Source organism: Granulicella arctica (genome assembly GCF_025685605.1).
GTDB lineage: Bacteria > Acidobacteriota > Terriglobia > Terriglobales > Acidobacteriaceae > Edaphobacter > Edaphobacter arcticus.
Genome location: NZ_JAGTUT010000001.1, coordinates 3,512,857 through 3,536,087, shown reverse-complemented (window position 1 = coordinate 3,536,087; position 23,231 = coordinate 3,512,857). Strand labels below are relative to the sequence as shown.

General features: G+C 57.6%; 19 protein-coding genes. 9 read left to right on the top strand and 10 right to left on the bottom strand.

What is annotated here, in order from left to right; translation table 11 throughout:
• Positions 1 to 254: 254 nt before the first annotated feature.
• The 3 genes from OHL20_RS15075 to OHL20_RS15065 all read right to left on the bottom strand — a co-directional run bounded on the left by OHL20_RS15075 (position 255) and on the right by OHL20_RS15065 (position 3,719).
• Positions 255 to 1,019: a class I SAM-dependent methyltransferase gene (locus tag OHL20_RS15075; protein ID WP_263384001.1), complete on the bottom strand. Its 765-nt coding sequence runs from the start codon at positions 1,017 to 1,019 to the stop codon at positions 255 to 257.
• A 35-nt stretch (positions 1,020 to 1,054) separates the two neighbouring features.
• Entirely contained in the window at positions 1,055 to 2,233 is a 1,179-nt protein-coding gene (locus tag OHL20_RS15070; RefSeq protein WP_263384000.1) for an acetyl-CoA C-acetyltransferase, read from the bottom strand.
• Positions 2,234 to 2,888: 655 nt separating this feature from the next.
• Positions 2,889 to 3,719 carry a hypothetical protein gene (locus OHL20_RS15065; RefSeq protein ID WP_263383999.1) on the bottom strand — a complete coding sequence of 277 codons (831 nt, stop codon included), beginning with the start codon at positions 3,717 to 3,719 and terminating at the stop codon, positions 2,889 to 2,891.
• Between the two features lie 131 nt (positions 3,720 to 3,850).
• On the opposite strand from OHL20_RS15065, the gene OHL20_RS15060 reads away from it, so the two are divergent.
• The 3 genes from OHL20_RS15060 to OHL20_RS15050 all read left to right on the top strand — a co-directional run bounded on the left by OHL20_RS15060 (position 3,851) and on the right by OHL20_RS15050 (position 6,496).
• A complete protein-coding gene (locus OHL20_RS15060) occupies positions 3,851 to 4,924 on the top strand; it encodes an NAD(P)/FAD-dependent oxidoreductase (protein ID WP_263383998.1) in 1,074 nt (357 codons plus the stop codon).
• Between the two features lie 93 nt (positions 4,925 to 5,017).
• On the top strand, positions 5,018 to 6,160 hold the full coding sequence (locus tag OHL20_RS15055) for a citrate synthase (RefSeq protein WP_263383997.1): 1,143 nt from the start codon (positions 5,018 to 5,020) through the stop codon (positions 6,158 to 6,160).
• A gap of 132 nt (positions 6,161 to 6,292) precedes the next feature.
• Positions 6,293 to 6,496: a hypothetical protein gene (locus tag OHL20_RS15050; protein ID WP_263383996.1), complete on the top strand. Its 204-nt coding sequence runs from the start codon at positions 6,293 to 6,295 to the stop codon at positions 6,494 to 6,496.
• An 85-nt stretch (positions 6,497 to 6,581) separates the two neighbouring features.
• On the opposite strand, the gene OHL20_RS15045 is transcribed toward OHL20_RS15050, so the two are convergent.
• A complete protein-coding gene (locus OHL20_RS15045) occupies positions 6,582 to 7,043 on the bottom strand; it encodes an NUDIX domain-containing protein (protein WP_263383995.1) in 462 nt (153 codons plus the stop codon).
• A gap of 528 nt (positions 7,044 to 7,571) precedes the next feature.
• On the opposite strand from OHL20_RS15045, the gene OHL20_RS15040 reads away from it, so the two are divergent.
• The 5 genes from OHL20_RS15040 to OHL20_RS15020 all read left to right on the top strand — a co-directional run bounded on the left by OHL20_RS15040 (position 7,572) and on the right by OHL20_RS15020 (position 12,947).
• Positions 7,572 to 7,769, top strand: a complete 198-nt coding sequence (locus OHL20_RS15040; protein ID WP_263383994.1) for a hypothetical protein — start codon at positions 7,572 to 7,574, stop codon at positions 7,767 to 7,769.
• 130 nt (positions 7,770 to 7,899) lie between these two features.
• A complete protein-coding gene (locus OHL20_RS15035) occupies positions 7,900 to 9,327 on the top strand; it encodes a TolC family protein (protein WP_263383993.1) in 1,428 nt (475 codons plus the stop codon).
• A complete protein-coding gene (locus OHL20_RS15030; RefSeq protein ID WP_263383992.1) occupies positions 9,324 to 9,611 on the top strand; it encodes a YtcA family lipoprotein in 288 nt (95 codons plus the stop codon). Before OHL20_RS15035 ends, OHL20_RS15030 begins: the two co-directional genes overlap by 4 nt.
• A gap of 3 nt (positions 9,612 to 9,614) precedes the next feature.
• Complete coding sequence (locus OHL20_RS15025) at positions 9,615 to 10,829, top strand: efflux RND transporter periplasmic adaptor subunit (RefSeq protein ID WP_263383991.1); 1,215 nt, start codon at positions 9,615 to 9,617, stop codon at positions 10,827 to 10,829.
• A gap of 3 nt (positions 10,830 to 10,832) precedes the next feature.
• The gene (locus tag OHL20_RS15020) at positions 10,833 to 12,947 is read left to right on the top strand and encodes an FUSC family protein (protein ID WP_263383990.1); all 2,115 of its coding nucleotides are present in this window, start codon (positions 10,833 to 10,835) and stop codon (positions 12,945 to 12,947) included.
• A gap of 10 nt (positions 12,948 to 12,957) precedes the next feature.
• Here OHL20_RS15020 and OHL20_RS15015 read toward each other — a convergent pair whose 3' ends face one another.
• Positions 12,958 to 14,310, bottom strand: coding sequence for an alkaline phosphatase family protein (locus OHL20_RS15015; protein ID WP_263383989.1), 1,353 nt, complete (start codon positions 14,308 to 14,310; stop codon positions 12,958 to 12,960).
• A 92-nt stretch (positions 14,311 to 14,402) separates the two neighbouring features.
• A complete protein-coding gene (locus OHL20_RS15010) occupies positions 14,403 to 17,819 on the bottom strand; it encodes a TonB-dependent receptor (RefSeq protein ID WP_263383988.1) in 3,417 nt (1,138 codons plus the stop codon).
• 264 nt (positions 17,820 to 18,083) lie between these two features.
• Between OHL20_RS15010 and OHL20_RS15005 the strand changes: the two genes are divergently transcribed.
• Complete coding sequence (locus tag OHL20_RS15005; protein ID WP_263383987.1) at positions 18,084 to 19,493, top strand: hypothetical protein; 1,410 nt, start codon at positions 18,084 to 18,086, stop codon at positions 19,491 to 19,493.
• Between the two features lie 222 nt (positions 19,494 to 19,715).
• On the opposite strand, the gene OHL20_RS15000 is transcribed toward OHL20_RS15005, so the two are convergent.
• The 4 genes from OHL20_RS15000 to OHL20_RS14985 all read right to left on the bottom strand — a co-directional run bounded on the left by OHL20_RS15000 (position 19,716) and on the right by OHL20_RS14985 (position 22,923).
• Positions 19,716 to 21,338 carry an amidase gene (locus OHL20_RS15000; protein ID WP_263383986.1) on the bottom strand — a complete coding sequence of 541 codons (1,623 nt, stop codon included), beginning with the start codon at positions 21,336 to 21,338 and terminating at the stop codon, positions 19,716 to 19,718.
• A gap of 555 nt (positions 21,339 to 21,893) precedes the next feature.
• Complete coding sequence (locus tag OHL20_RS14995; protein WP_263383985.1) at positions 21,894 to 22,079, bottom strand: hypothetical protein; 186 nt, start codon at positions 22,077 to 22,079, stop codon at positions 21,894 to 21,896.
• Positions 22,080 to 22,429: 350 nt separating this feature from the next.
• A complete protein-coding gene (locus OHL20_RS14990) occupies positions 22,430 to 22,606 on the bottom strand; it encodes a hypothetical protein (RefSeq protein ID WP_263383984.1) in 177 nt (58 codons plus the stop codon).
• 152 nt (positions 22,607 to 22,758) lie between these two features.
• Positions 22,759 to 22,923, bottom strand: coding sequence for a hypothetical protein (locus OHL20_RS14985; RefSeq protein ID WP_263383983.1), 165 nt, complete (start codon positions 22,921 to 22,923; stop codon positions 22,759 to 22,761).
• Between the last annotated feature and the right edge of the window lie 308 nt (positions 22,924 to 23,231).

Genomic DNA, 23,231 nt, shown 5'->3' with positions numbered 1-23,231 from the left:
AGCTGTGATCATATGCCGCCCAACAGCAAGCCTCAATCGTCGACGCCTGAGACAATCCAGAGGTGTCAATGAAAGCCGCGTCATCCGTGCCGATTCGTGATAACCCTCACGCCCCACCTCAATTTGTTCGGCACGAACTGTACATAAAGTCGTATGACTTCCCCGAAGTCGTACTAAATCGTACTGAAAATCATACAAGTACGCACCTAACTGACCTGTTTTGAAGACTTTATCACTCCAGGTACGGGGGGTACTCAGGCTCCCAGGATGCCGCAGGTCAGCAGGCAAGTGGTCCTTATTGTGAGCACACCCTCTCGCTGCCACCGTGCAAAATGCTCCCGCAGAGCACGCTGCATGCCTTCATATTTCGCGTCTCCAGGAAGCGGAACCGAAGAATACGACTGCGTCTGTCCAAGAAATTCCTCAAGTGTCAGTCGCTGCTCACCATGCAACTGCTCCTGAATCAGCGAGCCCTCAGCAAACAAAGCAGCTGCAACGTCATGCATCTTGTACCGACTCGCAACGTCCTTCTGATCGACATCCTCTTCAGCCAGAATCCGCTCATACTCCAAAGCCTGCTCCGAGTCGCCGACACTCCGTCCATTCGCAACCAGAACAAGCCATCCGCGAGAACGCAACACCCGACGAAACTCTGGAAGCGCAAGCGCCGGATCAAACCAGTGGAACGCTCGCCCCGCAGTCACGAAGTCAACTGAAGCATCACCTAGCGAAGTAACCTCAGCCGAAGCGTCAACTACTGTAAGCCGAGGATACTTCTCGCGCAGTCGCTCACACACAACCCGCATCGCAGCATTCGGCTCAACCGCCACAACAGCATTCCCGTTCTCCAGGAACAACTCGGACAGCATTCCCGTTCCAGCCCCAACATCGGCGACAACATCCCTCTCACGCAAACCACACCGCTCGCGCAACAACGTCAACACCGCAAGCGAGTAGCGCAAACGATACCGCTCATACTCCTCGACCCGACCTGTAAACCGCTCCGCATGCACCGTCATACTCGAAGCATAGTCGGTGTTGAGCCTTTCACCTCCTATCGCTCCACCGCCAAAGCCACTGAATTCCCGCCACCAAGACAAAGCGCAGCAACACCCTTGCGAACATCGCGACGCATCATCTCGTGGATCAGCGTCACCAGCACTCGTGCTCCACTCGCCCCAATCGGATGTCCAATCGCCACAGCACCTCCGTTGACATTCACCCGCGACGCATCAAGCCCAAGCTCCTTCATCACGCCTAACGCCTGCACACTAAACGCCTCGTTCAGTTCAAACAGGTCAACCTCGTCGATCGACCAACCCGCTCGCTCTAACACTTTCTGCACACCAGTCACTGGAGCGAGCATTACCCACTTCGGCGCAACGCCACTCGTCGCCTGCGCACGAACCGTCACCATCGCCTTCAACCCCAAAGCCTTCGCCCGAGCAGCCGACATCACGAGAACCGCAGCCGCGGCATCGTTCACACCCGGAGCATTTCCCGCCGTAACTGTTCCATCCTTCTTGAACGCAGGCCGCAGTGCCGCTAGAGCCTCAAGGGAAGCATCCTCACGAACACTCTCATCCTTCGCAAACATTACAGGCGGGCCTTTGCGCGAAGGCACTGCAACCGGCACAACCTCGGCATCGAATCGCCCTTCGCGCCAAGCTGCAGCAGCCTTCCGGTGCGAAGCAAGCGCGTACGCATCCTGCTCCTCGCGCGTGATGCCATGCTTCTCGGCCACGAGCTCGCCAGTCATTCCCATGTGGAAGTCCTCACAGGCGCACCACAATCCATCCTTCACCATCGAATCGACCACCGTAGCATCGCCCATCCGAAAGCCCTTGCGTCCTAGCGGCAACAGATAAGGTGCATTCGACATGGATTCCATTCCGCCCGCGACAACGATCCTGGCAGAACCGGTCATCACGCTCTGCACCGCAAGCGCAACGGCCTTTAATCCCGAACCGCAGACCATGTTTAACGTCATCGCCGAGACCGTATCCGCAAGTCCACCCTGCAGCGCAGCCTGACGAGCTGGATTCTGCCCAAGTCCTGCAGGCAGCACGCATCCCATCAGACACTCGTCTATCTCTGCCGGTGAAATCCCCGCGCGAGACACGACCTCGCGCACCACAATCGCACCAAGCTGCACCGCGCTCATCTCCGACAAGGCACCCTGAAACTTACCTACCGCAGTCCGCACCGCAGACACGATCACCACATCGTTCATCACAGCCTCCAGGCAACAGCAAGCAACGCCGTAGTATACGGTTCATGCCTCTCGACTGACACTCATATGGCTCAGGCACACATCGAACCACCACCTGCACCGCGCCTCGCTACTGCTTGGCACATAAGCACACTGATCGTCCTTTACCGTACTGACTGCTTCGTTTCGGGTATCGCCATCGCCGCCATTTTTTGTGCTCTTTGAAGCGTACGAAGGGTTATCTGTAGTCGTCGCTTACGCTGCTCACTGTGCAGCGCGGCAAACTTAGCGCTTTCATGATCGCCCACACCTTGCAAGACTTTCTGGCAGGTCTTGCCGGCATGTTTCTGCCTCACATGGAACGCTTTCATCATCACCTCTGAGTCGAGAGATGGCTTGAATGTGATCCCAAAATCTCTTCCTCTAAAAAATACTTTGCGAGGTTGTACTTTTTTCCTTGACACTTATTTTGCACAAAACTATACCTTCGTTAGCTGCAATGCAGCATGTTGCGGCACCGATGCTTGATCGTTAGGGAGAACAGGCAAATGGCAACCAAAAAGGCAGCAAAGAAGACAGCTAAAAAGGCAGCCACAAAGAAGAAGTAATCCAACCAGGCAAACGCAGAAATGGGGACGCAGGCAGCGTCCCCATTTCTGCGTTTGTGATGTCTTCGTTACGGCGCAGCAGCCGGTTGCGGTGCATTCTTCGGGGTTGAAAGGTATCCGGAAACCTTGTTCTTCTCCATTGAGTTGACGACGATCTCGTACAGCAACGGGTCCTTGCCGGAGTAGAACTGTACTGGCTCATCGAGGCTCTTGTCCTTCTTCTCAATGTTGCGATCGTCCGCGCTTACATTGAGCGTGAACCGCGACCGCTTGTCGTCCACCTTCTTCAGCTGCAGCTTGATCGAGGAGACCAGCATCGGCTTAGCGCCCTTTTGCAAGGTGAATTCGAAGTAGTTCCGATCGCCCTTGTGCTTCAGGATCTCTAACTCGCCATGGTTTGTTGCGATCAGCCCGCTCATCACGCCGGCATCGCCAACAACGCGATTGAGTTGCGACTTCGTCGACTCGAGGTCGGTCTTAGTCGATGCGACATCCGTTTTCACGCCGCCGACGTCCGTCTTCACACTCGCCACATCCGTCGACACAGCACCAATCTGCTTCTGTGTTGCAGCCTGCTGCTGTTCCAGGCGTGCTGTCTCGGTCTTCTGCGAAGCGATAATACTCGCAGTCCTTGCTTCGATCTGCCGCTGGGTGATGCCAACGCTCTGACCCATCGTCTCGCTCGTCGCGCGCAATTTGGCATTCGTCGCATCCAGCTTGTCCGAGAGAAGTGCATTTTTCTGGTCCGCATCCGCCAGACGTTTCTCCGCGACACCGAGGTGATTCTGCAATCCGTAGCACCAAACCAGCGCGCCAATCGAAAGCAGCAAGGCAATCGCCACCACCGCAATAAACGCCCCTGACGCCGATCGTTCTGTTCCGTATTCGCTTTCGCTCATTCACGCTCTCCTTGGCAGATCTCAAGTCTAAGTAATCAATCGTATCGTTGGACGTTCGGCTTTACTCGAAGCACCGCACGAAAACAGCTCACAGAAACTATATCCCTCAACAGTCCATCTAAACTCTCTCTATGCGGCGTGCAAGGCAAAACTTAGAGGCGTCTCCTGATGTCTGCATCGCAGGAGCGGGTATCATCGGTCTCGCGCTGGCCCTCGAGCTTCATCGCTGCGGTGCCCGTGTCACGGTCCTCGACCGCGACACCGCGCTTTCCCATACCAGCATCGCTGCCGCCGGAATGCTGGCTGCCCAAGACCCAGAGAACCCCTCGCAACTCAAACCCCTCTCCGAGCGAAGTGTTGCGCTCTACCCGCAGTTTCTCTCTTCCATCGAAGCCCTCTCAGGATGCGCTGTCCCCTTTCAGACCAGCCGCACCTTTCAAGCTCACCCAAGCTACGCCAACGCATTTGATTCCGCGATGCTCCCCGCACTCACGCCAGGTTCAAACCACTTCCAAATGCTCGACGAGCGTAGTGTGGACCCGCGCCAACTCGCTGCCGCTCTCCTCGCCGCCGTTCGAAACACCACCATTACGATTCGTGAGCACACCGCGCTACGCTCCGCCGTCGACTCAAATCGCAACATCCGCCTCGATACCACAACCGGTTCTCTCGACACACCGTATTTGGTCCACACTCAAGGCGCATGGAGCCTCACTTCGGTTATCCCGCGTAAAGGCCAGATGCTTTCCGTAGGACTGCCTTCATCCTTAAAGCTGCGTGATGTTATCCGAACAACAGACATCTACATCGTCCCGCGAACACAAGGCCCTCGTGCGGGTCACGCTCTCATAGGAGCGACCGTCGAAGACGTCGGCTTTGATACCACAACCCACGACGTCGACCTTGTATACCTCCGTAATCAAGCCGCACGGCTCCTGCCACAATTGGCCGATGAGAAACTCTGCCCCACAGTCGACCGGTGGGCCGGACTTCGCCCGGGCACACCAGATGCTCTTCCGCTCCTCGGACGACTCACCGACGACTCGAATCAATTTGTCGCTGTTGGGCATTACCGTAACGGGATTCTCCTCGCGCCTGCGACCGCTGAAGTTTTGGCTCAGATCATCATTGGCCGAGAATCAGAGGTTGATCTCACCCCCTTTTCACCCCAGCGTTTTCCCGCAAAAGACGGGATCGCCCAATAGAGCCGATATTCGCCCACTAAACCGTGACAACGCTTTCTCCCCTGCGCTATAACCGAAGATGCTCAGGATTTCCCCCTGGCAGGAGAGAGTGTCATGTCAACTTCCGTCGCAACCAAAGGCTCTAAGGGACTCGAAGGCATTGTTGCCACCACCTCGGCCATCTGCTGGATCGACGGCGACGCAGGCGTCCTCTCCTATCGCGGCATCGACATCCACGAACTCGCAACACATTCCACGTTCGAAGAGACTACCTACCTTCTTTGGTTTGGAAAGCTCCCCAACGCTAAAGAACTAGCCTCCTTCTCGAAGTCACTCGCGGACGCCCGTCATCTCGATCCGAAGGTCATCGATCTCCTGCGCAGCGTTCCCTCGTATGCCACGCCGATGCAGGTCCTTCGCACTGCGACTTCGCTCCTGAGCATTTACGATGCCGATGAAGCCGATAGCTCCCATGACGCGAATGTCCGCAAGAGCTTTCGACTTACGGCTCAGATTGCCATGATCGTCGCCGTATTTGATCGCATTCGTAAGGGCAAGACCATCATCGAGGCCGATCACTCCCTATCGCACGCTGCCAACTTCCTCTGGATGCTCAACGGTGAAAAGCCCTCCGAGACCGCGTCGAACGCTCTTGATATCGCACTGATCCTCCACGCCGACCACGAGTTGAACGCAAGCACCTTTGCTGCCCGCGTCATCGCCGCGACCCTCGCTGACATCCACTCCGCCATCACAGGAGCCATCGGCGCCCTCAAAGGCCCTCTCCATGGCGGAGCCAACGAGGCTACCATGCGCCTCCTGTACGCCATCGATAAGGAAGGTGCAGACCCGGTCGAATACGTGAAGAAAATGTTTGCGGAGAAGAAGAAGATCTCTGGCTTCGGCCACCGCGTTTATCACACGGAAGATCCCCGAGCCACCCACCTCCGCCGCATGTCTGAGGAACTAGGCCGCGCTGCGGGCAGCACCAAGTGGTTCGACCTCTCCCGCAAAATTGAGCTGTTCGTCAAAGAAGAGAAGAAGCTCAACGCAAATGTTGACTTCTACTCCGCCTCTACCTACACCACACTCGGCATCGACATTGATCTCTTTACCCCTATCTTCGCCGTGAGCCGCATCTCAGGCTGGGCCGCCCATGTCATCGAGCAGCACGATGACAATCGCCTCATCCGGCCCCGCGCCGATTATGTCGGCCCCGAGTACCCCGCGACCTACATACCTATGGACCAGCGCTGATTGAGCTGCACGTCACGACAGCGCTGTCGGTCACGACAAAGATCGTCTCTGGGTGCCGTTCAGCTTTATGCCTGCAACGTGCAGCAAAAGATGGATAGTGAAACTCGCTTGTGATCATGAGAAAATCCGTATATGAGCGATTTCATTCCTAAAGCAGGCGGAGTAAAGATTGGTGGACTGGGCCGGGCTGCGCAAAAGTTACAGGCAGCAAAAGAGAAAGCTGCTCATATAAAGAGTGGTGCAAAACCCTCGCCTGGAGCATCTATGGCTTCTTTCAAGGCAAAGGATTCATTCACCGGCACGAAGAAAACCAGCTTCCAACGCAAAGCTGTTTAGCCGTTTAGCCCTTAAGGAATTCCTTGATTCTTGGTTTGCGCGGGCACAACCATAGCTCTGCTCCTAGTCAGGATTTGGAGCAGGGCTAAGCCTCTAGTATTTTTTCTAACCGATCAAGAAGCGGTTCCTGATCTTTTCTGATGTGCTTTCGTGCATCGGCCAGTGTGAACCACGCGCCTCGATCCACCTCGGGAATTTCGATGCGTCGCCCCGATCGAGGTGGCCATTCGATAGAGCAGGTGTTGCTGACAAGCTGAGTTGGGTCGCAGTCACCTCGAAATGCCCACGCTATGACCAACTTCCCCCCATTCTGACGAATGGTCTCCAACGGGTGGAAGGGTGAGGACGCTGCAAACCCCGTTTCCTCCTGAAACTCACGTTGCGCTGCAGCTAGTGGTTCCTCGTCGCCACCGTACTCGCCCTTCGGTATGGCCCAGACACCGTGATCTTTATGAGCAAAGTAAGGACCTCCAGGATGAATCAGGAACACTTCTAATTTCCCATGCAAGTTCCGATACATGAGAAGTCCAGCACTTCGCTTCGGCATGTTCCTCCGTCCCCTAATAATCCAGCTAGTTTCCTTAATTACATGGACCACGGCCATGTTCTTTGCACTTTATCTCTATACGGTCGTTTCGTTCTTGCTTTGGGACTCCAGCCTGCTACAACACCACTTGAGACTTAGACCCTGGGCCCCTTAGGGTCTGGCCGTTATTGAAGAACGGTGTTTGCGGAAAGAAGAAAACGAAGTTGCCGAAAACCTTCGAGGAATAAGCTGGATTAGATCATGGTCGTAGCAGGCGACCGTCCTTCGGGATCTCGCTTATACGTCCGGGCTCCCGTCCAAATAAGGAAGCACACTGCTGCCAGCACTAGACAACACGACCGGAAATGTCTGTCATCGATCACCTGTGAAACGGCTCCGACCGCTAATGCCAGGGCGACCGTAACAGAGGCAGACAGTCGCAGGAAGCCTTTCCTCGCTGATACCTGTGTCAGAGCTGCCACTAAGGCGAAACCAAGACCTAGCAGAAGCAGTCTCAGTGGAACGCTGCGGACAAACGTAGGCGACCCTATGGGCATTCATTTAGCCTACTTGATTGGATTCTCGTTCATGCAAAACGGCGTTTTCGGCGATGAGCTGAAGTTTGCGAGAAGCTGGGTTGTAATCGAGTCGGTTCTCTGGCTGATCGTTTCCAACATTGCTGATCAATGCGAGCGCGTTTCAGACGACGACTCATTTGTCGATGTTGGCTGGCTCAAGATTCAGTGAAGCGCGTGAGTCTGGCCCTATCAGATGCACAGCAGCGACGATCGCCGCGTGCGTCCATTTAGTCTTGAGATATGGTTGGCTACCGAGTCGAGCTCGACTTTGGTCCAGGCTGTTCTTGGGGACAAGAGATATGGAACGAACGTTACTTCTCATTTGCACCTTAATCTTCGCCGCAACGGTCGCTGCCCAGGATCTTCCTGCCGCGCCCGAGCTCCCCTGGTTCAGCAAGTCTGAGTCGGCAGTATCACAGCAAGCTGCGCACAGTACAGGGCAGGAGCTTCGTCTGGATCGTGACCGTCGGTATTCGCTGCCGGACCTCATCTATCTTGCTGAGGCGCACAGCCCGGAGACGCGAGAGGCGTGGCAGGCTGCCCGACAGCAGGCAGCGACACTCAAGGTGGCGCAAAGCTCACTTTATCCGGAACTCGACGTTGGGTTTACGGCGCTCACCAATCGGAATGGCGTGCTGCTGTACAACGCCTTCGTCATCCAGCAACTTGGCATCGGCGAGGTCCAGGCCAAGCTGAACTACACGCTGTTTGACGCCAATGGGCGGCTGAACCGAGTAAGAGAGGAGCGCAACCTGCTACGGGCCGCTTCCTTCGCTTTCAACGAAGCACATCGCCAACTCCTCTTTGCCGTCATGCACGCCTACTACCTGCTGCTCGATGCCAAGGGCCAGCGGGTCGCAGCTGAGGCCAACCTGACCTCCGCCCAATCGGTCTCGGACGCAAGCCAGGCTCGCTTCGACAATGGACTTGCAACCCTGCCAGATCTCTCCGAAGCAAAAAGCACGGCCGCCCAGGCAAACTACGAGTTGCAACTTCGACTCGGCAATGAACGCAAGGCGCTGGGCAACCTCGCCGCACTCGTCACTGCGCCGCCAGATGAACCCTTCGACGTCCAAAGCATCGACGAATTGACGATCCCGACGACGCTCTCGTCCAGCGGCCATGAGCTTATCGAATCAGCACTACAGGAACGGCCAGACCTTCTGCGGCAGTTCTCTTCGATTGAAGCCGCCAAGGCGGGTGTCGGTGAGGCGCGCAGCCGCTATTATCCTTCCATTACGTTTACCGGTAATCTGGGCGAGCTACGCGCGTGGGGCCTCCAATCCGCACAGCCCGGAGCCTACGCTACAGGGCAAATCTATGATGCAGAGGTTTCCTTGAACTGGAATGTCTTTGACGGGAATCGTCGACGATCGCAAACGGCACAGGCACAGGCCGCTGAGAAGCGTGAAAAAGAATCATTGCGTGCGCTGCACGATCGTATCGAAGCCGAAGTATGGCAGGCCTTTGTCGATGCCGATACTGCATTCCGCCAGCGCGATGCTGCCACCGCACTGCTTCGCGCCTCCCAGGATTCGTACAATCAGTCACTCGAATCTTATAAATATGGAGTGCGCAATATCGTTGACGTCCTTACCGCGCAGCGTCAGTTGGCCGCGGCCCGCTTTGAAGATGTAGCTTCGCGGGTCGCCATACTCGACGGCCTCGCAGAGATCAGCTATCGCACGGGAACATTGCTGCATACCCAGGAGACACCCAGGCCATGATTCACTCCGCGCACAGCCGCCGGTCTCTCTCTCTTTCATCCTTCATCATGTTCGTTCCTGCGCTCACCGGCTGCGCGCAGAACCCATCATTCAGTATCCTTGGTTCTTATTTTCCTTCGTGGGCTTTCTGTATCGTCGTCGCCTCGTTCCTCACGCTGCTTCTTCGCTGGATCCTCCGGCGCCTCGATTGGGAGCATCAACTGGCACCCCTGGTTGTGGTCTATCCAAGCCTCGCGCTGCTCCTTTGTCTCTCACTCTGGCTCGTCCTCTTCGGGGTGCGATAGCCGATGGAAACTCCACAGGTAAAAAAGCAGACCCTCGCAGGCAAGTTCCTCAGCGCGTCCGTCGTGGTGCTCGCCATCGTCTGCGCTGGCATCACCATTCATCTCACGACGGTCGATCCTCGTACCGATGACGCAGAGGTCTTCGCCAACTTCATAGGAATGGCTCCAGTGATCGAAGGCCCTATCACCGAGTTGCGCGTGAAGGACAACCAGCAGGTCCACGCTGGCGATCTGCTCTTCAAAATAGATGACGCACCGTACGTATACGCACTCCAGAACACCCAGTCGCAGCAGGAAGCACTCGGGGGCCAGATCGCCAACGAGAGCCGTCACATCGAATCGCAGCAGTCGGCCGCACGTGCGGCGCACGCCAATATCGCTTCCTCCGAGGCCGCCTCCCTGCGCTCGGTCGCGGGCGTGCGGCAAGCCGAAGCTGAAGTCCAGCAGGCTGGGGCAGAGGTCGAACGCAGCACCCTCGAGGCGAGCTATGCCAAGAGCAACCTTGAGCGACTCCAGCCTTTGCTTGAGAAACGCTTCGTCACCGCCGATCAAATCGATCAGGCACGTACGCTCAATAATTCCCGGGCACAATCGGTTCTGCTCGCGCAGGCTCAACTTGCATCGGCCCGCGCGCGGCTGGAGGCAGCACGCGCGCAACAGACTGGCTCCATCGCTACGGTTACCCAGAGTGGTGCCCAGTACAGCCAGTCCCAGGCTGCGGTCGATATTCTCGCCCCACTCACCGCACAGCGGGAGTCGCGGGCGTCAGCGGTCCGACGCGCGCAGTACGACCTCGATCATTCCAGCGTCTACGCGCCATTCGACGCGCGCGTCACCAATCTTCGCATCTCTGAAGGGGCCTACGCCCACGTCGGGCAGCAGGTCTTTACCCTTATCGATACGCGCGTCTGGTGGGTTGTCGCCAACTTTCGCGAGACCCAGCTACAGCACATCGAACCCGGCATGCTTGTCGAGGTCTACACGATGTCGCATCCCACCCAGAGGCTCAATGGCGTGGTTGAAAGCATCGGTTTCGGCGTCACCCCGGACTCCGATACCGTTGGGCGCCTCACCGAGGGCCTGCCGGATGCGCAGCGAACCCTCAACTGGGTTCATCTAGCCTCGCGCTACCCCGTCCGCATTCGTATCCTGAATCCGCCCGCCGATTTTCTCCGCATCGGCGAATCGTCGAACGTCATCCTGCACCGGAAGAGGTAGGCCATGGCCTTCCCCGGATCCGACCTCGATTTGTCGATTGAATCCGGCTGGCGATACCTGAAGCAGGAGCTGAAGCCGTATCCTGGCCGCAACTGGATGATCCTGCGCATGACGCTTGCCGCCGTGCTCATGATGCTTTGGGTCATGGTCTTCCGTATCCCCAGCGCCGCTCTCGGCGTCTACTACACGCTGCTTATCTCGCGCGAAAGCACGGGCGATACTCTCGAGAGTGCCGTCAGTCTGATCGGTGCCATCGGCGGCGCGCTCGCGATCATCCTGCTCGGCATCTTCCTGTTTACCGGCTCCCCCCTGCTCCACTTCCTGTGGGTCGGCGCCTGCCTGCTGCTTACGTTCTTCTTTATCAGCACGGCCTCGCAGTATCGCGTAGCCACCGGTTTCGGCTTTCTGATGACCGCTGCCATCCCACTGTGGGACCTGCCAGCAAACGTCGACCTGCAACTCAGCCTTACGCTCTACTCCGCGCTCTCCGTTCTCGTAGCAGCGACCATTACGGTCGTGATCGAACTCATATTTGCGGCCTTTCACCGCAGCTCCCCGCTCGAAGACGGCTTGAACGGCAGGATCGAGACGGTGTCCCGAGTCCTCGCAGCTGCCGCTCATCCACCGGCCTCCGCCGTGGCGCAGGTGCGCCAGTTCTCCGACATCGGTACCGGCCTCCTCCGCCGCAATCTCCTTCGCCTTCAATCAGGTTCTGAGTTCTACGCGCGGCAGGCAGTTCTGATTGGACTGGTGGGTCGGCTCGTCGATCTCACGGCTGTCCTCCTCGTCACACCAGACAAGCCCTCCGATGAGGAACAGCGGCAGCTCGCCGCGCTCGCCGTGCAACTCGATCGACTGCGGGCGACGAACTTTACCTCACCGGCTCCTCCCCTCCCCGAAGGCTATCGAGCCGATGGTCCCCCAACCAAGCTCGTGCCTTTGCTCTCGATAACGATTGAGCTCATCAATCAGGCCATCGAACAACAAGACCCCGAAAACGAATACATCATCCTCGAAAAGCCGCCGAAGCCGCCCATCCTCAAACGCGATGCCTTCACCAATCCAGAGCATGTCCGCTTCGCTCTTCGCGGCGCCGGCGCAGCCATGATCTGCTACGTTCTCTATCACCTCTTTGACTGGAAGGGTGTCTCTTCGGGCATCTCGACCTGCATGATTACCGCGCTCAGCACGGCAGGCTCGTCGCGGCAAAAACAGATTCTCCGCTTCCTAGGCGCCATCACAGGAGGCCTGCTCTTTGGCATCCTCTCGCAGTCCGTCTTGCTGCCCGCCTTTGACTCCATCGTCCCGTTCTGCCTTATGTTCACAGCCGTCACGGCCTTCTCCGCCTGGATCGCTACATCAAGCCCGCGCATCTCCTACCTGGGCCTGCAGATCGCCTTCGCGTTCGATCTCGTGCAACTCAGAACCTTCGGCCCGGCTGTCCAACTTACTCCCGCACGCGACAACGTCGATGGCATCATCCTCGGTCTCTTCGCCATGTGGATATTCTTTGACCAGGCACAGTCCGGTACCGCAGCCATGGCCATGCGGACGACCTTTCTGCATACCATTCGCCTCATCATGGACTACCTCGGGACTGTCCCCGGCGAGTCCAAGGCGGAGTATCTCAAGATTGTTCGTGGTCAGCGTGATGCCGTGAACGAAAACTTCTCCCAGGTTCGCATCCTCGCCGACGCAGTTCTCTTCGAGTTCAACGAAGGTCGCGAAGAAGCGCTCAAATGGCGCGCCGCCATCCACATCTGGCAGCCCGAGCTCAGAACCTTCTTTCTCATGCAGATCACCCTGGCGCACATGCGTCTCAGTACGTCGGCCGGCCGGCTTTCGCCATTGGCGGAGCGTTTGCAGGAAGACAACCTCGCGGCGTTGCAGCGCTTATCCGATCTCATCGATTCTGATGCTCCTTACACTCTGAGCACTGACTTCGACGTTGCGGAGGAGCCATCACCCGACGCGAGCCACGACGCGCCTATCGCCGCCAGTAGTCGCAAGATTCTCAGCTATCTCACGCACCAGGTAGAGACTTCCCTGCCGCGACGCACAGACGACATGAAGCCATCCCCCGGGGGATCGCGTGCTGCGCCAACGCAAATTGCTTGATGATTCTGATTTAGCGCAATATTTGGTCAAGCGCCACTTGCCTGGCATCCGGAAGCTGCAGGCCGAGGATCTTTGCGATTGTAGGCGCGACTTGCAGGTTGGTGATGTCGCCGAGGACGACGCCCGATTTGATCGCTGCTCCAGAGGCGACGAAGAGAGCCTGCATGTCGGGCATGGTGTTGATGTAGCCGTGCTGACCGCGGGGCGAGACAGGCTTCGTAATCGGACTGTTGGTGTCATCGGTGAAGGCGTAGTCCGGGGCGGCTGCGAGGTAGAGCTGGGGTGCCTGGTCGGTGTCAGTGTCGGCGGGTATGCCGATGGCGCGAGCCTCGTCGTTGGTGTAGACGGTGGCGACTCCGGGAAGAGCGGCGAAGTAGGCCTTGAGCCTGGGGATGAGTTCGGCACGCTTGCTGGGGTCGCGGATGAAGAGCTCGGCTGCACCTCCTTCTGCTTTGACCCAGACCTGTCCAGCGACTTTATCGCCCTGCTTCGTGAGCAGGCCCTGCTCGAGTAGAGCGGCGTTGGGGCTGATGGAATGGGTTACGGTGGTGAAGCCGTGGTCGGAGGCGATGATGAAGGTAGTGCGGTCGAGAATGCCGGCAGTACGAGCGGCGTCCACGATGCGCTGGAGGCAATGATCCGCGTAGGCATAGGCCGCGTAGGCTGCGGGTGTGAGTGGACCGTACTGATGCTGAATGGAGTCGGTCTCGAGCAGGTGGAAGAGGAGGAGGTTGGGGGTGTGCTTCTCGAGGATGTCGACGGCGGCATCGGTCCAGACCTCGTCACGCCACGCCGGGGTGCTCTTCTCACCGAAGTGCTCGACCTCGTCGCGGGTGAGGATGTTGCTTGCGATCAGTTCCTGCGGGATGGCATCGCGGATGTCGGGCTTCTCGCCAAACTGCCAGTTGACGCCCTTGGCTCCGTAGATGGCGACCCAGTCGACCTGACCGGTCGTCATACCTTTTTCCGCGGCTGCGTCGTACAGGGTGCGGGCGTGAACGAGCTTAGCCTTATCGACCCATGGCTTGACGGCGGGCGCGCCGCCGTCGGAGGGGAACTCGATGCGACCGTTTGCCATGACGAAGTGCTGGCTGGCGTTGACGCCGGTGATCAGGGCGGTGTGGTTCGGCCAGGTGACGGTCGGGTTGATGGGCCGCATTGCGGTAGCGGCAACTCCATCGGCGGCCAGTTTGCGGAGTGTCGGCATGGGAAGGCGCGGGTCCAGCAAAGCTCGCGCTGGGAAGCCGTCGATTGTGATGAGGACGACGATGGGCTGATGCGCTGCGTCCGGCGTTTTCTGTGCGATGGTGTTGCCTGCGGTGCCGATGAGAAGAAGGGCGGAGAGTGCCAGTGGTCGGATCAAGGCTTCGTGTCCTTAGAAAAACTTCGTTGCAGAATGATAGAGCCGTTGCTTGTGTGAGGGAGACGAGCGGGGAGCCCGCCTCCCGGTGGAGTTTAGAACAGCAGCTTCAGGCCAAATTGAAGCTGACGGGGTGAGTTACTCTGCGTGGTGATCTGTCCGAACGAGGCATCCGTGACGCCGGTATCTGGTGAGCCGAACTGAACGTGATTGAAGGCGTTGAAGAGCTCTGTACGAAACTGTACCCGTAGCCTCTCCACAGGATGCATCTCCTTGAGGAGCGATAGGTCGGTACTGTTGAGGCCGGGGTTGCGAACGGTGTTGTAGTAGGCCGGTCCGTTGCCGAGGGTGAAGGGTGCGGGCTGGCTGAAATCGGCGATGTTGAAGTACTTGCTGAGACGCTGGTGGATGTCGCCGGTAAGCCTTGGGTTGAGACCGTTCGTGTTGGCATAGAGGGTCTGGAAGCCGAAGCCCGAGAGCGAGTTGCTGGCAGAGATCTGGAGCGGTGTGCCGCCCTGGAGGGTGGTGATGCCGTTGACCTGCCAACCACCGGCGAGGAGGTCTTCCCAGCCGTTCATGCTGCCGCCGAACTTTTTACCTCGTCCGAAGGGAAGCTGATAGATGTAGCTCATGATGAAGCGCTGGTGGATGTCCTGTGAGCTGACGGCGTAGTCGGCGAGCGGACGGAAGCTGTCCTGGTGATTGGTGCCATTGTCGAAGTTCTTCGCCCAGACGTAGGAGCCCTGGAGTTGCAGGCCGGACTCGAAGCGCTTGCTGAGACGAAGTTGCAGACCGTCGTACTGATCGTCGCCGCCGGAGAGGAAGAGTGGAAGAACACTGGTGAACTGCGAGTAGCGCCGAAGCAGTTGTCCTCGTGATGTTGTAGCGGCAGCCAGGGCACCAGTCGTGATGGAACCGAAGTATGGGTTGGCGACGCTATCGTTGAGGTGTGAACCGAGAGAGAGATCGGAGGTAGGAACTTGGTCGAAGTCAATACCGCCTTCCCTGCTCTGCTGCTGCTTGCGTCCGCGATTACCGACATAGGCGATGTCTACGATCGTGTCGTAAGGCAACGTCTGCTGCACGTCGAGGTTCATCTGGATGGTGTACGGGGTGGGCGTGTTCTGGATGGCTCCCTCGATCTGGCCTCCTACACCGGTGAGAAGTCCTTGCGAGGCTCCGGGCGGAGTCTGAAAACCCTGCGGAAAGGGATTATCGAGAGTGTTGAAGGGGGTGATGCCGTCCAGCGTGCTGACCCAAGTGTTCTGGACGCGGAAGCCATACGGTCCGACGGTTCCGGCGGCGGCTTGAGCCGAAGGGCCGTAGACGATGGCTGCGCCACCATGAATGACGGTGGTCTTCTCCGCCGCATAGGCGAAGCCGACACGAGGGGCGAAGTTGTTGGCGTCGATGTGGTACTGGTGGCGGCTGTTGCCGTTGACTCCGACGAAGACCAGACCGCCCTGAAGGCCGGGAACGACGGAGGACAGCGGAGAGGCAATGGACGGATTGAAGTAGTTGGTTCGGTTAAAGCGCTCGGTGCGCGGGGTGTCGATATCGTACCGAAGACCGAGGTTGAGGGTCAGCTTGGGGCTGACGCGCCAATCGTCCTGTGCGTAGCCAGCGAAGTAGTAGCTTTGCGAGGCATCATCCTTGTACGCCTGGATGAGGTCGCCGGTGCCGGTGCCGAGGAGCAGCGACGCAAGTCCGTTGCCGGTGTTGGCGCTGGCGGCGTTGGGGTTCGGACCCTGGGTGAAGTTGGTGCCGAAGGAGAAGTTGCCGGAGCTGTCGGCACTTTCATGATCATTGACGCGGATGAGGCGACCATCGAAGCCTGCCTTGATCGTGTGCGGCCCGCGAACGAGGGTCACGGAAGAGAGAAGGCTGTAGGTCATGAAAGCGTTATGCCGATTGCCATTGTTGCCGAGGCCCACATACCCTGCCGGTGAGATGACGGGGAAGAGGGCTGTGCCGCCAGCGGCGTCGAGGGTGCCGGGCAGTCCGAGGGCGCTGTCCTGGAAGTTGAGGCTGTCGTTGAAGTAGTTGTAGAGGGTACGGGCGAATCCAAGGCGGACGTCGACGATGGTGCGGGAGTTGGGTGTTGCGGTGTAGCCGAAGGTGAGGCCGCGGCTGAAGTCTTCCCCATTGATCAGACCTTCTGCGACGGCGTCAGCCTTGGGGAAGAGGGGCTGCGGGTTGCTGTCAAAGTAACGATTGGAATAGCGGGCAAAGATCTTCTGCTTGTCGCTTAGGGTGTGATCGACGCGTACGTCCCACGCAGTGGTCTGGTTGATGGTGCTTCCGGTTGCGAAGTAGTTGTTCGCGTTGGTGATGGAATTGCCGGCGATGTTCGGCAGGGGGTAGAAACCGAGTGCATTTTTGGCGACGTTGCTCATCATCGAGGCGGGAACCTTATTGCCTGCGAAGGCGTCGCGGATGAAGCCGGAGCCATTAGGATTGGGACGGGTCGAGAAGGGGTTGTAGATGGTGATGAGCGAACCGTTGGCGCCGAGAGTCTGGGAAAAGTCTCCGTTACGCTGCGCCAGCGTTGGAACGGTGGTCGTAAGCGAGGCGAAGTCGTTCTCACGCAGGAGTTCCGTCGAGATGAGGAAGAACGTGCGATCCTTCACGATGGGTCCGGTGAGGATGCCGCCAAATTGATTGCGGCGGAAGGGCGGGAGCGGTGTTCCATGGAGCTTGGCGAAGTAATTGTTCGCATCGAGATCGTTGTTGCGAATAAATTCGAAGGCGGTTCCGTGGAACTGGTTGGTGCCTGACTTGAAGACGACATTGAGGATGCCGTCCAGACTGCGCCCGAACTCGGCGGGATAGTTCTGTGCGAGGAGGCGGAACTCGCCGATGGCGTCGACGGACGGGAAGATACCAATGCCGGCGTTGCCGTTGACGGTGGGGAAGCCTGCGGGTGTGCCGTCGACGAGGGTATCCGTGTAGCCCTGCCGGCCGCCGTTCACCGAGTAGCTGACGGCGTTGTAGTCGTTGCCGATGGAGCCGGAGAAGCCGGGGGCGAGCACGAGAAGGTCGTAGGGGTTGCGACTGTTGAGCGGCAGGCTTCGGATCGAGGTTCCATTCACTTCATCACTGACGACGGACGAGACCGTATCGACGCCCGAGACATCGGCGTTGACAGTGACTGCCTGCTGGATCTGGCCCACGCTGAGCGTCACATCCTGACTGGCGTGTTGGCCGAGGTCGAGCCGGATGCCGGTCTGGCTGTAGCTCTGGAAGCCTGCAGCCTGTACGTTCAAGGAGTAGGTGCCGGGCGTCAGGTTCAGGAGGGAGTACTCCCCTTTTAGGTTCGAGGTTGCTGTGACGTGTGCATTCGTCGCGGCACTGGTCGCAACGACAGTCGCCTCACTGACCGTCGCGCCTGCAGCATCGTGAACGACGCCTAGAAGGTTTGCGCCGGTATCCTGGCCTATGCCGAGGCGACAAAGTGTCACCAGGATGAGAAGGCTCGCAAGGTGAAGCCACCCGAAAAATTTCTGATTCATTGATCTATCCTCTGCTCGTCAACGAGCGCCACTTGTTCTTGGGAATGGCGAAGCAGTTGCTATTCGCCTTGCTGAACGTAGTGGAAGGTGTTTATGGAACTTCAGTGATTTCACGGTGATTCCTGGAATGTTCATTGGGCGCGAAGCAAGTAAAGGAGCGGAGGGCATGTCGAAGAGCTGGATTTGCTGAGGTGAAACGAGGTGATTCATCGTTACGTAACGATAGGACCGCTAGAGTAAAGCTGAACACATGAGGACATGAAGTTGAGTACACGTGCATCCGTCGATGACATGGCGATGGAGCCTGATGGTCCGGTGGACGATAAGGATAACGCCGCACGAGCGCTGGTAACGCGCATACTTGCCAGTCCGGACTTTATCCGTTCGCCGCAGCTCTCCAAGTTTCTTCTCTATATATGTAAGGTGAGCTTCGAAGGGCGCAGCCGAATCCTGAGCGAGCAGCACGTTGGGGTTGAGGTATTCGGACGTGCGCCCGACTACGATACTGCCGCCGATACGATCGTACGGTCCCATGCGCTACGCCTGCGACGCCGGCTTGAACAGTATTTTCAACGGGCGGGACGGCATGAGCCACTTCACCTCATCGTGCCCCGCGGTGGCTATGTGCCAATCTTTCTGGCGGTTCCCGCAGGCTCTCCGCCTGAGGACCACCCAGTCGCTTTCTTCGTGGCTGCGTTGAGTGAAACGGAAACCGAAGCTCCTGCGGAAGGTCCAGGGAGTACTTACATCGAAGGTCTTGCAGAGCCGGGGCCCTCCGCCTTAACAACAGCACTGAAGACCACTCCCGTAACGGTGTGGCGTCATCGCTTCGTGATCGCGGTGTTGGCGCTGCTGCTTATTATTCTGAGCATTGCGTTCGGATTCCATCTGCGTTCCCATTTTCTTGTCAGTCGACATCATCCGTTATGGGGCAGGCTCTTTACCGACGATCAGCCTACCCGCATCGTCCTCGGTGATTCAGGAATGGTTCTGTTTCATGCGACGACGAGGCGTTACGTCAGCCTGCATGACTATTTGAGCCACGATCTGAGCAAGCAGCTACCGTTTGTGGAGCAGGTCGAACCGCACTTTGCAGAATTTCTGGCCGGCCGTAGATATACCTCGATGGTGGATGCTATGACATTGGCACATTTGCTCCGATTGCCTGAGGCTCTGCCTGAACGGACGCTGGTGCACTACGCCCGCGACATGCGCCTGGAGGACTTCAAGTCGAGCAACCTGATTATCATCGGGGCACAGGAGGCTGTTCCATGGGTCGAGTTGTTTGAGCCGAGCATGGATTTCGTGTTCAGCATCGATAATCCGGAGCGACACTCTACGTTTGTTAACAAGCAGCCTCGACCTGGGGAGTCGCAGGAGTACAACTCGTACAGCCCTGCAACGCGGACGAAGGCCTATGCCGTCCTCGCGTTTCTGCCAAATCTCAGTGGAACCGGAAACGTACTTATTCTGGAAGGTCTGTCGATGCCGGGCACAGAGGCTGCTGCCGACCTGGCGATGGATGACGACCGACTGCTGCCGCTTCTCAACAAAATTCGAAAGCCCAATGGATCGCTGCCGCACTTTGAGATGCTGCTGGAGAGCGACACTGTCGGGGCGATTAGCGAGAGCGCCAAACCAGCACGATTGATTGCTCTTCATGTGCACGAATAAACCTCTCCTGCATTCCGTTCGATGGCACAGCGTATCTATGCACAAACTCGAATTGGCTCAGGGCAGTTCAAAATCCAGGACCGCCGTGGTGACCACTGGCTTCGCTTGAGGAAGGCTTGACGGAGTACACTACGGCGTTACAGGTAAAGGCAGGCGAGAGGCCAACCATCAAGAACGGGGGCGTGCAGCCCTGTTCGGTCTACGTTAGCTGTAGAGCATTGCTCACTGCCTGTATGGTCCAGCAGTAGTCAGACCACCTTCGACCAGCACAGGCGGACGTCTAAGCCTGGTCGCTTGTTCGAAGCCGTAAGCCCATCCCAGCAGGTCACCATCGTGCCATGGACGTGCGCTCATCTCAAGCCCGAACGGTAATCCGTTCGGGTAATATCCGGCAGGCAGAGCGATTGCCGGCACACCGATCTTATTGACCCACGCAGTCTCTGAGTGGGGACCACCGGAGAGTTTGCCTTCCTGCGGCATGGTCTCATCCGGTGGCGGCATCTGCGCCGTAGGATAGAGCAGGCCGTCAAGGTGGAAACGGTCCAGTGCGTCGACATACTGTTGCAGCATTGCATCCCTGGGGCCGAAGTAGTTCTGCCGGGCGCTCGGATCTTCCTTCAAAACAGCCTGCGCTGGCTGCTTGTGGGAGCGGTCAGATGCGACGCACGCGCTGTCGGGAGGCATGCACGCAGTGCTCGAAGGTGGTGTACTCGCAGTTTCAACCAGATCATCAAGGGACCCACTCACCCCCGTGAAGACCGGTGGCAAACTACGACCGGTGGCTTTCTTGTACTGCACGTCATCTTTGTATTCCTCGGGTCCGAAGCTTTGCAACCATTGCATTGCGCCATCCCGCCGGTACAGTCCAGTGTTGACCTTCTTTTCGGCCTCGAGAAACGATAGCGGGAGTAGGTCCTCTTCGATTACTACCTCGGCACCTGCCTTGCGCACCAAGTCGATCGTGAGCAGCAGCATCGCTCTCGTCTCGGGTTGCAACGGAGTTCCCTTACTTTGAAAGATGAACGCCGGTATACCGAAGCGCTTTCCCTTCAGCGCATCTGCCTTCAGGTACTTCGTATACGGACCAGCCTGCGCCTTCGCGGCAGATCCAGCCGTTTTGAAGTCCTGCACATCTTCGCCAGCCATGACATCAAGCGCAATGGCTGCATCCGTCACGTCGCGTGCGATCGGACCCGTGTTGTCCAGCAACCAGTCCAATGGCGCGATGCCTGCGATGGAGACCAGGCCGCGCGTTGGAAACAGACCGACGACGGCACTGGTCCCGGCGACCATACGTATGCTGTTTCCCGTGTCAGTGCCTGTGCCCAATACCGCCTCGTTCGACGTAATGGCGGTGACGGTGCCGCCCGACGAACCACCGGGTGAGAACCTGACATCGTATGCGTTACCGGTGCGTCCAAAGGCTGTGGAACGGTTCGTATCACTTGCGGCAAAGTCCGGCATATTCGTTATCCCGACAATGACAGCGCCCGCAGCTCGGAGGCGACTTACGACGGTTGCATCTTTCGGCGCGATGAACGCGTGGCCAGGAATTGCGAATCCTTCCCAGCCATCCGTATCCGGCATGCCTTTGACAGCTGTGTTCGCCTTAATGACCATGGGGACACCCCACAGTGCTGCGTGTCTTTCTTCCTTGTCCGCGTCCTCCTGACGTGCCGTCGCGAGCGCACCTTCGACATCGACGGTTTGCACCGATCGGTATATGCCGTTGTATCGCGCGATTCGATCCAGGTTCCACCGCGTGACTTGTTCTACTGTGTAGCGGTGCTTCGCGTATAGAGCATGCAACTGAGGAACCGTGACTTCGAGCAGGTCTCGATCCATGCTCATCTGCTGCCTGACTTCCAAGCGAGGTACGTTCGTCTGGAGAGGTATAGGGAAGGTACTTGGTGGGGGAGCAGTCTGCGCTTGTCCTGGGTATGACAAATGTGAGCAGCTTCCGACAGTTATCCCTATCGCCACAAAGCGGGCCAAACGCAGATCCTTCAACATACTGCTCTTTTACCACGTTCGCCTCAAAGGATACATTGCAGCGAAAGTAAAGCTCTGGACAAACATTGCGCACCTGGGCGCGAGATACAACGATGCTGAAATGGCCGCTTCCAGATAGGTTTATCAGGAATGCTCTCGGCACGGGTCTTGCTCGTCGTATAGATCTTGAAAGAGTCGGGATCAGCAATCTTCGCCGGGATCAGCCCCAGCGCTTGAGCGCCAGAACGCGCTCTCCCGTTTCAGCGTCAGCCCGGATGACGGGCTGCATGGTACTCGGAGCGATGTTTTAGTCCGGATGCAATCCAAAGTCAGGCGGAAGCGGCCGGCCCGAAACGCCTCCGTGATGCGTTGTTTTGTCGGATCGATGATAGTAGCGACCACACATGGCTATTTAGGTAACTCCGCCTGCAAGGATGACACCAGGAACTTCAGCGCCACCTGAATACCTTCAATCGAGGAGCACTCAGCCGACGTGGGCGCGCCTTCGCTGTCAATCAGGGTCTTTTCTATTTGGAGGGTTTCGATGTCCCTCTTTGCGGCTGCGAGGATCTCGCGGAACAATTCTTCAGTCATCCTGGGCATGCCTGGCAGTGGACCGAGTCAGATTCGATTAGCCTCGCCATTTCTCTTTGCGAAGCTCTCTTCTGTTCGTCAACGGATAGGCAACCGACTTCCAATGCTCTTCCGGAATCCACACCCCTTTGACCAAGCGGGAACTCATCGGAAGGCCGCATCCATTGCATAGATGACCCGAATGACGGGCTTGGCCTGCGTTGTCGCGAAGCTGTTGTTGGACTTGTTCGCTGAATGTTCCGGAGCATTGCGGGGTAAGCATATTCAAGCTTTGATGCTTGAACTCATCGAGGGAATGCTGCCCTGCTGGGTCATATCCCCGAAGGGATTCTCCTGAACGTTTCTCTCTTTCATTCCCGTGCAGGCGTTTCGTCTTCTAGTTCAGTGCTCACGATCTCAGCCTGGCCCAGGGTGGTATAGAGGAGAGACGCTGAATAGACTGCGCACTTGCCATCATCAAACGCGATGATGACGCCGCCGTTCAGCCTCTCCGCCGCAATAAGGCGCGGGATTGATTGGTTGTTCACGGCCCACTGGACGCATGGAGGCTACTTGGTTAATCGGTCGGCTATCGCACATAACGGGCCTTTAGTTCATACCTCGTTGCAACTATCCCAATCACCTACATGGTTCCAATAGGCTGCCGAGGCTCCTCCCACGTCTGGATTGTTCTCCGGTGTTACGGTGGCCTCTCAGGCGAGCCAGGGTGCGCCGCATGGTACTCACGCCACAATCGCGCACCGATCTGGCACGTAAAGAAGAGCTCTTCAACGTTATGCGGACCGGCAAGACCATAGACTGGCGAGAGTTTATCAGGAAGGTCATCCTCTTTCACGGTTGCCATTCTAGCGGTCATAGAGCCTGTAGGCACGCACGCCGATCCTGAGTTTGCCCGTCATCCTTGCTCGGTTAGTGCGTTGGCCTGTTGGCGCTAGTCGACATCCTTAGCCATACAGGTGAGCAGACACAGGTCGAGTCGATTCAGTGATCCAAGTGTAGGGGGAGGCAAATTTGGTAGGGGCATAGCGCTAAAACCGTCGACCTCGGCTGTTCAAACGCACAGAGTTGGCAGGTGTGCGAAGAGTGCACGTCGTCGCCAATAAAGAAAGATCACAATTGTGGTCTACATTGTCGAATTCTAGCTGAACCATG